Annotated in this window: 15 protein-coding genes; 7 read left to right on the top strand and 8 right to left on the bottom strand. The window is 47.3% G+C overall.

Annotation, left to right across the window (positions count from 1 at the left end; translation table 11 throughout):
• Positions 1 to 73: 73 nt before the first annotated feature.
• The gene (locus OH458_RS09775; RefSeq protein WP_269978178.1) at positions 74 to 739 is read left to right on the top strand and encodes a Crp/Fnr family transcriptional regulator; all 666 of its coding nucleotides are present in this window, start codon (positions 74 to 76) and stop codon (positions 737 to 739) included.
• Between the two features lie 71 nt (positions 740 to 810).
• On the opposite strand, the gene OH458_RS09770 is transcribed toward OH458_RS09775, so the two are convergent.
• Positions 811 to 1,788 carry an arginine deiminase-related protein gene (locus OH458_RS09770; RefSeq protein ID WP_039477153.1) on the bottom strand — a complete coding sequence of 326 codons (978 nt, stop codon included), beginning with the start codon at positions 1,786 to 1,788 and terminating at the stop codon, positions 811 to 813.
• 313 nt (positions 1,789 to 2,101) lie between these two features.
• On the opposite strand from OH458_RS09770, the gene OH458_RS09765 reads away from it, so the two are divergent.
• Entirely contained in the window at positions 2,102 to 3,958 is a 1,857-nt protein-coding gene (locus tag OH458_RS09765; RefSeq protein ID WP_269978177.1) for an ABC transporter ATP-binding protein, read from the top strand.
• Entirely contained in the window at positions 3,927 to 4,094 is a 168-nt protein-coding gene (locus OH458_RS09760) for a hypothetical protein (protein WP_269978283.1), read from the top strand. Before OH458_RS09765 ends, OH458_RS09760 begins: the two co-directional genes overlap by 32 nt.
• 8 nt (positions 4,095 to 4,102) lie before the next feature.
• Here OH458_RS09760 and OH458_RS09755 read toward each other — a convergent pair whose 3' ends face one another.
• From OH458_RS09755 to catB, 3 genes are all read right to left on the bottom strand, one after another.
• Positions 4,103 to 4,951 (bottom strand): pirin family protein, encoded by an 849-nt coding sequence (locus tag OH458_RS09755; RefSeq protein WP_269978176.1) that lies wholly within the window; start codon positions 4,949 to 4,951, stop codon positions 4,103 to 4,105.
• Between the two features lie 107 nt (positions 4,952 to 5,058).
• Complete coding sequence (locus tag OH458_RS09750) at positions 5,059 to 5,556, bottom strand: DUF2867 domain-containing protein (protein WP_269978175.1); 498 nt, start codon at positions 5,554 to 5,556, stop codon at positions 5,059 to 5,061.
• Positions 5,557 to 5,659: 103 nt separating this feature from the next.
• Positions 5,660 to 6,292 carry a type B chloramphenicol O-acetyltransferase gene (gene catB / locus OH458_RS09745; RefSeq protein ID WP_269978174.1) on the bottom strand — a complete coding sequence of 211 codons (633 nt, stop codon included), beginning with the start codon at positions 6,290 to 6,292 and terminating at the stop codon, positions 5,660 to 5,662.
• Positions 6,293 to 6,489: 197 nt separating this feature from the next.
• Between catB and OH458_RS09740 the strand changes: the two genes are divergently transcribed.
• Complete coding sequence (locus OH458_RS09740) at positions 6,490 to 7,785, top strand: alpha/beta fold hydrolase (RefSeq protein ID WP_269978173.1); 1,296 nt, start codon at positions 6,490 to 6,492, stop codon at positions 7,783 to 7,785.
• A 34-nt stretch (positions 7,786 to 7,819) separates the two neighbouring features.
• Here OH458_RS09740 and OH458_RS09735 read toward each other — a convergent pair whose 3' ends face one another.
• Positions 7,820 to 8,200: a VOC family protein gene (locus OH458_RS09735; RefSeq protein ID WP_038187440.1), complete on the bottom strand. Its 381-nt coding sequence runs from the start codon at positions 8,198 to 8,200 to the stop codon at positions 7,820 to 7,822.
• A 217-nt stretch (positions 8,201 to 8,417) separates the two neighbouring features.
• Between OH458_RS09735 and arfB the strand changes: the two genes are divergently transcribed.
• A complete protein-coding gene (arfB, locus tag OH458_RS09730; RefSeq protein ID WP_005469583.1) occupies positions 8,418 to 8,831 on the top strand; it encodes an alternative ribosome rescue aminoacyl-tRNA hydrolase ArfB in 414 nt (137 codons plus the stop codon).
• A 77-nt stretch (positions 8,832 to 8,908) separates the two neighbouring features.
• Positions 8,909 to 9,577 carry an START domain-containing protein gene (locus tag OH458_RS09725; RefSeq protein WP_269978172.1) on the top strand — a complete coding sequence of 223 codons (669 nt, stop codon included), beginning with the start codon at positions 8,909 to 8,911 and terminating at the stop codon, positions 9,575 to 9,577.
• On the opposite strand, the gene OH458_RS09720 is transcribed toward OH458_RS09725, so the two are convergent.
• Genes OH458_RS09720 through OH458_RS09710 form a run of 3 tightly spaced genes read right to left on the bottom strand, consistent with a single transcriptional unit; the run spans position 9,552 to position 12,340 of the window.
• Complete coding sequence (locus OH458_RS09720) at positions 9,552 to 10,727, bottom strand: MerR family transcriptional regulator (RefSeq protein ID WP_269978171.1); 1,176 nt, start codon at positions 10,725 to 10,727, stop codon at positions 9,552 to 9,554. The two genes, OH458_RS09725 and OH458_RS09720, sit on opposite strands and share 26 nt — an antisense overlap.
• A gap of 11 nt (positions 10,728 to 10,738) precedes the next feature.
• Positions 10,739 to 11,785, bottom strand: coding sequence for a ribosome small subunit-dependent GTPase A (gene rsgA / locus OH458_RS09715; RefSeq protein WP_269978170.1), 1,047 nt, complete (start codon positions 11,783 to 11,785; stop codon positions 10,739 to 10,741).
• Between the two features lie 18 nt (positions 11,786 to 11,803).
• A complete protein-coding gene (locus tag OH458_RS09710) occupies positions 11,804 to 12,340 on the bottom strand; it encodes a GNAT family N-acetyltransferase (RefSeq protein WP_269978169.1) in 537 nt (178 codons plus the stop codon).
• Positions 12,341 to 12,476: 136 nt separating this feature from the next.
• Here OH458_RS09710 and OH458_RS09705 point away from each other — a divergent pair, with 136 nt between their 5' ends.
• Positions 12,477 to 13,391, top strand: a complete 915-nt coding sequence (locus tag OH458_RS09705; protein ID WP_269978168.1) for a LysR family transcriptional regulator — start codon at positions 12,477 to 12,479, stop codon at positions 13,389 to 13,391.
• The last annotated feature ends 18 nt before the right edge of the window (positions 13,392 to 13,409 follow it).

Genomic DNA, 13,409 nt, shown 5'->3' with positions numbered 1-13,409 from the left:
CGACCAAGGTTAGCAACACGACAATTGTCCGGTAGAACAAAAAATTTCACTTGGGCATTGTAGATAAATCACTATGGATAAAAGCAAAATATTGGCCGAAGGGTTGAGCAAAATCCGTCAATGGGTCAAAAACCAAGAATATCGCACCATTCAAGTCTCCAAAGGCGACTTCATCATCAAGCAACATACGCAAGTAAGCGAGGTCTACTGGGCGGACAACGCGCAGTTTTCTGTGTTGCACACAGCAGAGAACGGCAAGACGCTCAGCTTGGGTGACTACCATCTCGCAGACAATTTTTTTGGTGAAATGGAATTCTTTTCTGACGGCCCCAGCCCATTCAGTGTGGTAGCCACATCAGACGTAGAATTGATCGCCATTCCCATGGACCAGTTTGCTGAGCTACTACTTCAAGATGGGCATATCGCATTTTGGATGAACCATAGAATGTCGAACATCTACCTCAACACCATGGGCATTGCGATTGAACGATCCTTATATCCACTGAAATACAACATCATCAAAGATATAGTTGATCGTCATACGTGTAACGAGAAGTCTCAAGGTCACAGCTATATGTATCAAGAAGCGCAACGATTTGGCTGTACCGAACGGGCATACACACGCATCATCCGCGAGCTGATTGATGAAGGTTTGGTCGAAAAGGAGAGCGATAAATCAGGCGTCGTGCCAGTGAATCTAGACGCTCTGACTCAATCGTTGGAAAAGTATTACCAATAGCCCAAAAAAACAAAAGCGCTTTCCCAATTGAGAAAGCGCCGCTATCTATTTTATTGCTGATCCAACCGCCACTACAAAATGCGAGAGCGGCTTGGCAAGAACACTTCACCCAACATGCAACGGACGCTTCCCCCGCCGATGTTTTCAATCGTCTGGACGTTAAATGGCATCAAACGGCCGTGGGTAGAGAGTTGGACACGCTGCGCCGGCGAAAACGCATCGTAAGCTGACTGCGACATTGCAATCACTTTCTCACCATTGATGGTCTCTAGTTGCAGTATATTTCCACAGAATTGATTCATCTGCTCCATCGAGATGGAGATTACTTGCTTGTCTTTAGCCAATGACTTAATCACGAATCGACGTTCAAACTCCGGGATCACTTCATCGCATATGACACAGAAATTCTCACCGATCGCCATCATCACATTGGTGTGATAAATCGGCTTGCCAGAAGGCAGCGCTGTCTGGAAAGAGACCACACGGCTATATCCAATTCGCTCTGCGTAATCTTCTAGCACTTCACGATCGCAGCGCTGGGAAAGTGCTGCGTAAATCGTCTTGTTTGGGTGGTCCATCACCATCACACCGGTGCTTTCCAAGTGCGCGTCAATCTCTAGATAAGAGGTCAAAGAGTCAACACTGCTTACTTGGCGTCCCGCCAGTTCAAGTGTTTCTCGAAGCGCATCCGGTTTGACTTCTTGCTGGCGATTATGACAGGCCATCGGGAACGTAAAGAGCTCTCCACTTGGCGTTGTGCTGAACCAGTTGTTCGGGAAAACAGCGTCTGGCGTTTCAACATCACCAGTTGGGTAATCAAATACCACCACCTGAACACCAGCATGACGAAGCTGGTCAACCATGTGGTTGAACTCTTGCATCGCCATATGACGAATATGTTCATTGGTATCATTCACCTGATGCTGGAATTCGTTGTCCTTCGCCGTTTCCGCGTTAAACGCAAATTCTTTTGGTGGCACCATCACTACGCAATTAGCGTTTTGAACCACTTCTGATTGTTTTTTTAGTCGGGTTTGCTGTTTCAACATCGTGACAAACTCATTTTTCCTCACTCAATGAAGCCAATTGTAGACATATTGTTAAATCAAAAATCACTGAAGTTAAGGGGATGAACACGCTCAATTCAGTAATATTTACTGAAATTTAAATTTTATATAGGGAAATTTATTGCCACAAAGACGGTTTGCTCTATTGGGTTGGATATTATGCAAAATTAAGAATATTCCACTAGTTACATTTTAATTACGAAACGTATACCATTGATAAGCCTTCCCCATTAATGGACGAACACACTCGTCGTATCGACACATTCAGTGTCATTTGTGCGTTTAGGAAACATGTATGTTTAAGAAATTTGAAGGGTTTACCAAACCTTTTCCCGATGAAGAACCCGGGCAGCCCCCTACGGGTATTTTTGCCTTTTGCCGTTACTACACACGTGGATATGAAATTCCACTGATCATCATGTCTTTCATGGCTATGATCGTTGCTATTGTGGAAGTGTCACTGTTCGGTGCCATGGGTAACCTTGTAGATTGGCTATCAACCAGCAACCCGGAGACATTTTGGCAAGACAACAAAAGTGAGCTCATTTTTTACGCCATTCTACTTTTGGTTGTGATGCCAGTTTTGGTCACCAGTTACTCACTCTTGGCGCACCAAACCCTGCTTGGTAACTACCCAATGTCGATTCGTTGGTTAGCACACCGATACTTGTTAAAGCAGAGCATCAATTTCTACCAAGATGATTTTGCCGGACGTGTCGCAACCAAAGTGATGCAAACCTCGCTGGCAGTAAGAGAAACCGTGATGAAAACCATGGACGTTTTTGTCTATGTCTCGGTTTACTTCACCGCAATGATCGTATTGCTGGCGCAAGCTGATATTCGTCTGATGATCCCGATGATGATTTGGCTAGGCTGTTATGTCGCGATCCAAATCTATTTTGTGCCGAAATTGAAAAAGGTCGCTTCGGAACAAGCAGATGCGCGTTCGACCATGACAGGCCGAATTGTGGACAGTTACACCAACATCGCGACGGTTAAGTTATTTTCCCACAGCAAACGCGAAACCGAGTACGCCGAAAAAGGCATGCGTGGCTTCCTTGATACGGTGTACAAGCAAATGCGCTTGGTCACCGGTTTTGACGTTGCGGTAGAAATCACCAACTATTTATTGGTCTTTTCCGTCGGCGCACTGTCAATTTATCTTTGGATGGATGGCTCGATTAGCGTGGGGTCAATAGCCATCGCGATTGCATTGGCGCTACGTATTAATGGTATGTCGATGTGGATCATGTGGGAAGTCGGCGCGCTATTTGAAAACATGGGTACCGTGGTTGATGGCATTAAGACGCTTTCAAAACCCATTGATATTCAAGACAAGGACAACGCTAAACCTCTGACTGTCGAACAAGGCGGCATCGAGTTCGATAACGTTAGTTTCCACTACGGGGATAAAACCAAAGGGGTTATTAGCAACCTAAACTTGAACATTAAGCCCGGAGAGAAAGTCGGCTTAGTGGGGCGCTCTGGTGCAGGTAAATCGACCTTAGTGAACTTACTGCTGCGTTTCCATGATGTAGAAAGCGGCAAGATCAAGATTGATGGCCAAGTGATTTCTGACGTTACTCAAGATTCGCTGCGCGCGAAAATTGGCATGGTGACTCAAGATACCTCACTGCTGCACCGCTCGATTCGCGATAATATTCTCTACGGCAACCCAGATGCCACGGAAGACGATCTACTGCGAGCCACCAAACAAGCGCACGCTCATGAGTTTATCGAAACCCTGAGCGACCCATTTGGCAACACCGGATACGATGCTCAAGTGGGTGAGCGAGGCGTGAAATTGTCTGGCGGGCAACGTCAACGTATCGCAATCTCTCGCGTGTTACTCAAAGATGCGCCATTGCTGATTCTTGACGAAGCGACTTCAGCGCTGGATTCGGAAGTCGAAGCGGCCATCCAAGAGAGCTTGGATGAACTGATGGAAGGAAAAACCGTTATTGCGATTGCGCACCGTTTGTCTACCATCGCAGCGATGGATCGCCTGATCGTGCTTGATAAGGGCGAAGTCGTCGAGCAAGGCACTCACCAAGAGTTGGTGCAAAGTGGTGGCATTTACGCCCAGCTGTGGAACCATCAAACAGGCGGGTTTATAGGTGATGAAGAGCCGGCTCAAGAGCTCTCTGCATAATCCTTACATCAATGCCTATCACACTCAAAAGGAAGCTTCGGCTTCCTTTTTCGCGTTAAACCGCCACAAAAAAGCCGCCCATGTGGGCGGCGGTGCGAAAAAGCTGCAGCAGTGGATTGAAGCAACAATTGCATAAAAATGGCATTAATAGGTTTCAAATAGCCCATCGTTGTAGTCGCGAATGGTCTGTTCAATTTCAGCCATGCTGTTCATTACAAACGGGCCATAATGGACCACCGGCTCATCGATGGGTTCGCCACAAAACAGCAGTGCTCCACTACTTTGCGTTGATTTAAGCTCAACTAAATCGCCTTGCGAAAGGATGGCTAATTGCCCGCTTGAGACTGAGTTTCCTGACACCTCAAGCGCGCCTTGGTAAACATAAATCATCATATTGAAGTGCTCTGGCGTTTGAATCTGTGACGCTTGATTGTCACTTGCTCGCCAATCGGCCACACTCAACGAAACACCCGTTTTGTCTAGCGGCCCTTTTAATATTTCACCATCGGCATGAAGAGCCCCTGCGAGCACACGGTGTAATCCCGTCTCAGAAGATTCTCTCTCGGTAATCATTTCAGGTTGGAAATCGAAATACTGAGCTGGCTTCATCTTGTCTCGAGCCGGTTGGTTGATCCAAATCTGGAAACCATGCAGATCGCCCTCTTGCATAATCGGCATTTCGCTGTGAATCACGCCCCGACCCGCGGCCATCCATTGGGCGCCGCCTGATCTCAGCTCACCGACATTGCCCATGTGATCGCGATGCTGAAAATGACCCTTCATCATATACGTTAGAGTCTCGATACCTCGATGAGGATGAGGAGGAAAACCACCCACATAGTCTGAACGCTGATCAGACTTGAGCTCGTCCACCATCAGAAATGGAGAAAAGTGTTTGTTATTGAAACCCGCCACACGGGAGATTTTTACCCCATCGCCGTCTGAAGTAGCGTGCGAACGAATTATTTGGGTGACTTCTCTTAACTTGCTCATCATTCTTCTCCTTCTCACTATAGGAATGAGTGTATCGGGCTGAGACAAAATGATGAGCTAAGGGATTGGAGGCTCTTATTCGAAAAAATCGAACAAGACTGGGGCCGCTATTGGTATTGACGCTCTAACGCCTTGAGGCTTGAAGGCACAATAATCTTATGCATCGGCGCCACTGGCAGCATATAGACTCGACCTAGCCAGTTTTTTATATGCACGACCGTTGTTACATGCAAGGTGACCCACTCTCCGTTTGGAACCAGCAAAAAAGATAATCGAACGTTTAAATGCGTATCGCAATCTTCCGCCAGCAACTCATTGGGCGTGAGCGACACTAAGGTAAAAATTCCTATGCGGTCGCCGGGCTTACATGCCGTTTCATCTAAATCAGTACTTAGCTCATTCATGCTGCCAAGGTTCTTTAAACCCAACTTCGAGACAATAAAGTTTCGCAGTTCCATCAGGCGATTTACCCAACGAGGGGAGCTTTTCATCAGCGCTTTATAAACCTCAAACGCAGATTGCTGCTGATTTGGTAAAGTCACCGAGAAACAGTCAGAAAAATGGGCGTTTTCGAGATAGGGTTCAATTAAAGACGGCTTAGACATATCGTGGATTATCCATTCTGTTGCACGTAGTTCTCACCATAGCGAACATTCAAGGTATTGAATACTAATGGCGATTCAATACCTTGGCTATCTCACTTAAGAGTCAACCTTGTACAAGGGTATGTCGCCAATAATCGTACAGCGCACAAATATCTGCGGAGCATAAGTGACGCATCGCCCCTTTGAGTTGTTCGTCTGACCAATTCCACCACTGCATTTCTAGTAACATCTCGATCTGCTCTGGCGAAAATCGAAACTTGATATGCTTGGCAGGATTAGATCCGACTACCTCGTAGGGAGCGACATCTTTGGTTACGACCGCTCGACTGGCAATGATGGCACCATCGCCAATTGTCACCCCAGCCATAATCATCGCCTCTGAGCCAATCCAAACATCATTGCCAATCACCGTATCACCTGCGCGAACGAAACCATCACTTGCAGCGGCAAAATTCTCATCGTCTTGATAGAAGAATGGAAAGGTACTTATCCAGTCGCTTCTGTGGCCTTGGTTGCCCGCCATCATAAAGACCGCACCTGAGCCAATGGAGCAGAAATTCCCAATAATCAGCTTATCAACGTCGTCTCGATCAGGGTTGAGGTAACGTGCGCAATCATCAAAGCCATGACCATGATAATAACCAGAATAGTAGCTATGTCGCCCTACTAGAATATTGGGATTGGTCACTTGCTCAGACAAAGGCTTGCCTGAAAATGGGGATTCAAAATAGTTCATAATTTCATTCTTTTCGTTGTCTATGAGTCGTATTCAAGCCTAGGCTTGGCCTCTGAGGATAAGGCAAAATAGGATATCGGTCACCCACAATTCGACTGTCGCTAACCAAGCACACACAAACTCACACAGACGTTGGTATCACTCCGACAAAGCGCTAAGATACCGCATCACTCACGTCACGGATGTACAAATACAATATGAATGCTCAACCGTTTATCGATGCTGGAGTCAAATACACTCCTCACTATTTTCAAGTGCCACTCAACTATGCCAACCCAGACCAAGGGTCGATCGAAGTGTTTGCCCGCGAACTTTCATTGGTTGCCGATGGCGATAACGCAAAGCCCTTCCTAGTCTATTTCCAAGGCGGCCCTGGCTTTCCGTCTCCGCGCCAAAACGGCTGCAATGGCTGGGTCAAACGCGCATTGCAACAATACCGAGTTTTGTTGCTTGATCAGCGTGGCACGGGCAACAGCACCGTCATCAGCCATCAGACGTTAGCCCCTCTATCACCACAAGAGCAAGCTGACTATTTGGCACATTTCCGTGCGGACAATATTGTGCGTGACGCAGAATTTATTCGAGAGCAACTAGGCGCAGAGAAATGGGCCATTCTCGGTCAAAGCTTCGGCGGGTTCTGTTCACTGACCTATTTATCGCTGTTTCCTGAGAGTTTGTCGCGCAGCTACATTACTGGCGGTGTGCCTTCTATCTCTCGCCATCCTGACGATGTCTACCAAGCGACGTTCAAACGGACAATGGACAAAAACCAAGCCTTCTTCCAGCAATTCCCGCAAGCACAACAGATGTGTCAACGCATCGCGGAACATTTGCTTGAAAACGATGAGTTCTTGCCTAACGGCCAACGCTTTACTGTTGAGCAGTTCCAGCAGCTTGGCATCAACTTCGGTATGAGTGACACCTTCTTGCCCACTTACTACCTATTGGAAAACGCCTTTGTGGAAATCAACGGCAAGACCCAACTGCGTTATGAGTTTCTAAACAGCATGTTGATGGAACAAGGCTTCCACACCAATCCGATTTACGCCATTTTGCATGAGTCGATTTACTGCCAAGGCTTTGCGTCTAACTGGAGTGCGCACCGCGTTAGACAGACTCGCGACGAGTTTAACTACCAATCTGGCAAGCCCTTCTTGTTTACCGGTGAAATGGTCTTCCCTTGGATGTTCGATCAATATGAGAACCTAAAGCTGCTCAAGCACGCAGCAGAACTGTTGGCAGAAAAACAAGACTGGGCGCCACTTTACAACGCTGATGTACTGGCGAACAACAAGGTCCCTGTCAGCTGCGCAGTGTATGCCGATGACATGTTTGTTGAAATGGATATTAGCCGTGAGACGCTTGCGACAATACCTAATGCGAAAGCATGGATCACCAATGAGTATGAACACAACGGATTACGTGCGGATGGCGAACGCATCTTAGACACGCTAATCGCAATGGGCGAACAAACCGCCGCGACATTGAAATAATGAAAACGCCCCAGCGTTAGCTGGGGCGTAAAATCTAGCTCATGGAGTGGAGACCGATTGTGTTTCCTTCAGAGTCTGAGACAACCGAGATAAACCCGTGCTCACCAATCGAAAATTTTTGCGCGACCACCTTACCGCCAGCGCCCTCAACACGCGATTCTTCAACCGCGCAATCCTGACAAGAAAAGTACACCATAGTACTGTTGCCACCAGCAGATACGCCCTTCATCTTAGCTAATGCACCGGACGCCCCATACTGTTCCATGTTTGACGGAAAGCCCCACATCTCGACGCCCACTTTCGCTTCATCAGTGAGCTGTTCAAACGATACACCAAGCATTTCACCGTAAAAGGCTTTCGCTCGTTCCATATCATCAACATAAATTTCAAACCAACCAACTGGATTCATTTGCATAACCGTCTCCTTGCTATTATCGACTCCCCCTTTAAGTTAGTCGAAGCAAAGCCAGTTTTCCGAGCAATTGAACAAAGATTAATTCGCGTCTCAGTTTCGGTATTTAGGGAACCTAAGTAATCCATTGATAATCAATACGCCAGAACTCCATGCTCCCAATCGAACTAACCTTTAAGGTACAATAGGCCCCTCTACTTATTTGTTGACGCCCTGACTTATGCTAAAAATCTCAAACACCGTGACCCTGCAAGCTTGGGAGATCCAACTGACGGCGATTCGAGCTCAAGGAGCTGGCGGGCAGAACGTCAATAAGGTTTCTTCCGCGATCCACCTACAATTTAGTGTGCCTCATTCAACGCTTCCTGATATCTACAAAGAAAAGATCCTGGCGCTGCGAGATTCCAGGATTTCGAAAGAAGGCGTCATTACGATCAAAGCGCAGCAATATCGCACGCAAGAGCAAAACCGCGAAGACGCCTTGGAACGACTCGCAGAGCTTATCCGCTCAGCGATGGTGGTTCAGAAAAAACGCCGTGAGACCAAGCCGACCCGAGCATCCAAAGAACGCCGCCTTAAAGGCAAAAGCATCAAATCGCAAACAAAGTCATTGCGTGGTCGCGTTAAGCATTAACCTCTCGTGCAAATCCACCTATACTGTTCTAAATTCATATAAGCATCAGATTTAATTCGGGTTTCAGGTCCAGTCTTATGAATAAACCATTATGCTCTCTCGCCGTTAGTGCACTTATCGTAAGCGCTCACTCGCTGGCAAGTAGCAACCTTTATTGGCAATTTGAGGGCGATAATGAAGGCATTAGCGTTTATTCACGTGAACATACCGATGGCTTAGTCGAGATTAAAACACAGATGTTCACGCCGACCAGCTATGGGGCGTTTTTAACGCTGTTGGAAGACTCGGAAAACGTTTCGAACTGGGTCGATAACGTCAGCTCAAGCCGCATATTGAATCAACTGTCGCCAACAGAAAACATTGTCTACACCCAGTTCTCTGCGCCTTGGCCAGCCAAAGACCGTGACATGGTCACGTACTCCCGATACACACAAGATGAGCTCGGATTTACCTTAACCATTACTGACGCGCCACCGGCAACTTTCCCTCTCCAAGAAGGTTACATTCGTATTGAATCGGTAAACGCTCAGTGGCAACTGCAGAAGCTCACCTCTGGCACCACCCTAATTGAATACACAGCTTTTGCCGATCCTGGGGGCGCACTGCCCAATTGGCTGATTAATAAGCTAGCGAAAGAGAGCGCTCGTAAAACCTTTGAAAACCTAAAGGCTCAGTTACCACGTTACCAAGCCTTTCAGCATCCAAATGTGGAGGAGTCGCCTAAACAGAGCGCGGTTTTAGAATAAACATTTGATAGTCAACCTGCCCTTTGCGCGCTTTAGATACTAGGATTTCATGCTCTAAGTCGTTCAAAACCGAAGAATCTGTCAATGACTCCCTTAACTCGGCCACGCGTTTGGCGAGTGGGTGATAGTAGTTATTCCATGCTTGCTCACTGAGGGCAAACATGTCCACAACGTCGTACCCCGCGAATTTGGCTTCTGCCAGTCTCTGCTCGGCACTCACCATTTGAGGATACTCTCGCTGCCAAAACTCTTTAACCATGGCATCTGGCTGCTTTGTAGACCACACAGCATCACTTATCACGAGAACCCCTTCGCTTTTTAGTAGTGGTCGCCATGCTGCCAGTGCTTGCTCGAACCCCATTAGGTAAGCGCATCCCTCAGCCCAAATCGCATCAAAACTTTGCCCTTGAAACGGAAGTGATGCCATATTGGCACACACCGTCGTGATAGTGTCGCTAAACCCTTTTTCGATTGCGCGTGTCGTCAATGCCTCCAGTGCCGAAGGTTCGTTGTCAACCGCGATAACATGACAAGTGAGATGCTTTGCTAACCACTCTGTTGAGAGTCCTTTACCGCAACCAATCTCCAATAACTCCAAGTGTGAAGCAGGCAGCAGAGAGGCCGCTCTAGCGGTATCTTCATCACTTCCCGGCCCCCAGCGAGACAAGGGTTCAAAAACACGCATAAAGTCATCCATATACAGATCGTGTTGATTCATGTCTTTCGATAACCAGCGTAAACGTTGAATTTGCTTGTCATCAAAACCCTGATTCTTTAACCACTCCACATGGGCATCGGGCGCAACATCATCAAGGTTTTCATGCCATTCGGTCATCGGCGCTTCCCCTACCAATGCCGCGAGCAGCTCGCGAGACTTTTGTTTTTCTGCGATTTCTTGATCTAGCTGGTGCAAACGCTTTAGCAACATCTCGCGCTCAATCTTTTCCTCAAGACATGCTTGGCACTCTTTTAGCGTCAAGCCACCCGCTTGTAGCTTCTGAATCAACCGAAGTCGCTGCAGATCTTTATCGCTGTAAAGTCGATAACCGTTGTCCAACCGCTTGCCTTTAATCAAACCAAGCTTTTCGTAATAGAGAAGAGTGGTCCTCGATAGCCCCAGTTTCTCACCTAGCTGAGAGATTTTATACATTGAACTCGCCTTTATCGCCCTTGTTTGAATGAGCGAGATTGTTGCTGGACCGTATTAACCATTTTGCCAAACGCTTTATCTTTGGCGCGTTTTTCCGCCAGTGTTGCACTATTGAAGGCTTGCTCACGCATCAGCTTTAGATAGCTGTCTAAACGGCGTTGTTCCAGTTTCCCTTCCTCTAGCGCACGTAAGATCGCACAACCCGGCTCAGAGGTATGGCTACAATCTGAAAACTTACACTGCTCGGCAAGCTCAGTAATCTCACTAAACGCTTCGCTGATCCCTTGTTCACAAGCACTCAGTTGTAATTCGCGCATCCCCGGTGTGTCCATCAACAATCCGCCATGTGGCAGCCATTGAAGTGAACGATAGGTCGTGGTGTGGCGGCCTTTACTGTCATCTTCTCGAATTGCTCCGGTCGCCATGGTTTCTTTACCCATCAATCCATTGACCAGCGTCGACTTACCCACACCAGAAGATCCAAGCAGGGCGATGGTTTTTCCTGTGGCGCAATAACCGGACAGCTCGTTGAGATGCTCTGCGTCCAATGCGTTAATCGCGTGAACCAGCAACAAAGGATCCAGCTTTTGTACTTGGCTCTGTTTCTCACTCACCTCTTCACACTGATCCGCTTTAGTCAGCACGATGATCGGTTCAACTTCTGCCTCTTTAGCTAATGCCAAATAACGCTCGATGCGGTTTAAGTTAAAGTCATCATTGAGCGAGCAGACGATAAAAACACTATCAATATTGGCAGCAATGAGCTGAGTATCTAACTTGCTACCCGCCGCTTTACGCTGAAACAGCGAGCGACGTTCGAGAACTCGGCTGAGTCGATGTTGATCATCAAACGTGACCCAATCTCCAACGCACACTCTGTCCGACTTAGGTGTCAATGTTAAGGTTACACGTCCAGAATCGGTCATCACAATCACTTGGCTTCGGTGCTGTTCAATGACACGACCGATTGATTGCGTCTCCAACTCAGTAAGGTCTAACTGCTGCTGGAAATAGGGCTTCCAGCCGAGTTGTTGCAATGAAGGATGTTCACTATCCATTCGATGTTCTCCAAAAGCCTACCAAAACTCAGGCTTGTTAAATGCCGCCACGCAGTGGCTTGAACCCTGAATCGCAGAAAGTGGTTGCTCTGTTAAGGATTGAGCCAACCAACCATGCGGATAGCTAAGTGGTAACGGAGCCGCATAATCGCTTTCTAACACAGCTTCAAACCCTACCTTAGCGTAGTAATTAGGGTCACCGTAAGTAAAAGCCAGTGACACACCTTCTTGACGCAGAAGCTGCAACCCATAATTGAGAATCGCCTGACCAACGCCTTTACCTTGCACTTCAGTTGCCACCGCCACTGGCGCGACTAAAAATGCTTGCTCTGGTGAATCATAGCTCAGACGCGTTAGCAGAATGCTCGCAAGGATCGCATTTTCCTTTTCGGCAACCACCACATATCTGTCTTCACAACTTGTCGTCGCTAAAAGGTCTGCGACGAGGCGACCAATCGCCTTGCCTTCCGACTCCCCTTCCGAGTCACTAAACGTACGCGTAAACAATTCAATAATCTGCTGCGTTTGTTCTGGTCTAAATAGTTTGTATTCCACAATATAACCCTCTATTGATAATAGCTCGAGGATAAACTGTAAAGCTGTAGACAGGTCAAGACTCTAAGAGTAAATATTTCTTCGCACTCATAAGCCAGTTATGATGAGTCGTAATTGACCGATGTTAGGAAACAAGATGGATCTCAATCTACTCAAAACCTTCGATGTAGTAATGAAAACACGCAGTGTTAATGAAGCAGCAGACAGCCTTGGGATTACGGCACCAGCGGTCAGCCAAGCATTGAATCGGCTTAGAGAGCAATATCAAGATCCGTTGCTGATCCGCAAAGGGCGTGGCATTGCCCCGACCAACTTTGCCGTAGAGTTGCATGAGGAAATTCAAGAGCCACTCAATCTACTGTTAAACGGCGCTAAATCGAGGCAGCAATTTAATCCGTCACTGAGCAACCGAACATTTCGCCTATCAAGCCACAAAGATCTCGACTTGATGATTGTGCCGCCTTTGATTGATTATCGTGACCAGCATGCACCAAACGTCAAGCTGAGTGCCGACATTGAGCATACCGATGAATCTAATCGTCAAGCTGATTTGCGCATGCGTCGCGTCGACATCATACTCGCTACCACACCACTGGATGAGCACGGTTATCATAACGAGCTTTTGTTTGAGCTCCCACTTGTCGTGATTTGCCGACATAATCACCCGAGAATCCGCCAAGAAATAAGCCACCAGCAGTTTTTCACTGAGCGGCACTTGTTGTGGGGTACGCAGAGATTAAACCAAGACATCGTCGACTCACTGAGTATTGATACTCAGCCGCAACGCAATATCGTCTATAAAACGGATTCTATCTGCAACGCCGTTATGATGGCAGCGCAAACCGACTGGCTCTGTGTGACTAGCCAATGGCACGCCAATCTATTAGCGCCTGCCAACCAGATGCAGATTCTTCCCCTTCCCTTTGAGCTCAATACCCTTCCCGTCTATATGACGTGGCACGAATCACAGCGACAAGACAGTGGTCATCAGTGGCTTAAAGAGACCTTACTCAACGTCACAGCTCAGTTTCGAAATTTCTTAGTGGATTAAATAAAACTTAATCCACTT

This window comes from Vibrio sp. MarTm2, assembly GCF_027587055.1.
Classification (GTDB): Bacteria; Pseudomonadota; Gammaproteobacteria; order Enterobacterales; family Vibrionaceae; genus Vibrio; species Vibrio sinaloensis_D.
The sequence above is the reverse complement of the archived record's forward strand: the minus strand, read 5'-3'. Positions and strand labels throughout refer to the sequence as shown.

What these genes read in the sequence shown, in the direction of transcription:
- OH458_RS09725 (WP_269978172.1), top strand. Translation starts at nt 8,909, where the DNA reads ATGAATAAACCATTATGCTCTCTCGCCGTTAGTGCACTTATCGTAAGC.
- rsgA (WP_269978170.1), bottom strand. Translation starts at nt 11,785, where the DNA reads ATGGATAGTGAACATCCTTCATTGCAACAACTCGGCTGGAAGCCCTAT.
- OH458_RS09740 (WP_269978173.1), top strand. Translation starts at nt 6,490, where the DNA reads ATGAATGCTCAACCGTTTATCGATGCTGGAGTCAAATACACTCCTCAC.
- OH458_RS09770 (WP_039477153.1), bottom strand. Translation starts at nt 1,788, where the DNA reads ATGTTGAAACAGCAAACCCGACTAAAAAAACAATCAGAAGTGGTTCAA.
- OH458_RS09760 (WP_269978283.1), top strand. Translation starts at nt 3,927, where the DNA reads ATGAAGAGCCGGCTCAAGAGCTCTCTGCATAATCCTTACATCAATGCC.
- OH458_RS09765 (WP_269978177.1), top strand. Translation starts at nt 2,102, where the DNA reads ATGTTTAAGAAATTTGAAGGGTTTACCAAACCTTTTCCCGATGAAGAA.
- OH458_RS09775 (WP_269978178.1), top strand. Translation starts at nt 74, where the DNA reads ATGGATAAAAGCAAAATATTGGCCGAAGGGTTGAGCAAAATCCGTCAA.
- OH458_RS09750 (WP_269978175.1), bottom strand. Translation starts at nt 5,556, where the DNA reads ATGTCTAAGCCGTCTTTAATTGAACCCTATCTCGAAAACGCCCATTTT.
- OH458_RS09705 (WP_269978168.1), top strand. Translation starts at nt 12,477, where the DNA reads ATGGATCTCAATCTACTCAAAACCTTCGATGTAGTAATGAAAACACGC.
- OH458_RS09755 (WP_269978176.1), bottom strand. Translation starts at nt 4,951, where the DNA reads ATGAGCAAGTTAAGAGAAGTCACCCAAATAATTCGTTCGCACGCTACT.
- OH458_RS09735 (WP_038187440.1), bottom strand. Translation starts at nt 8,200, where the DNA reads ATGCAAATGAATCCAGTTGGTTGGTTTGAAATTTATGTTGATGATATG.
- OH458_RS09720 (WP_269978171.1), bottom strand. Translation starts at nt 10,727, where the DNA reads ATGTATAAAATCTCTCAGCTAGGTGAGAAACTGGGGCTATCGAGGACC.
- catB (WP_269978174.1), bottom strand. Translation starts at nt 6,292, where the DNA reads ATGAACTATTTTGAATCCCCATTTTCAGGCAAGCCTTTGTCTGAGCAA.
- arfB (WP_005469583.1), top strand. Translation starts at nt 8,418, where the DNA reads ATGCTAAAAATCTCAAACACCGTGACCCTGCAAGCTTGGGAGATCCAA.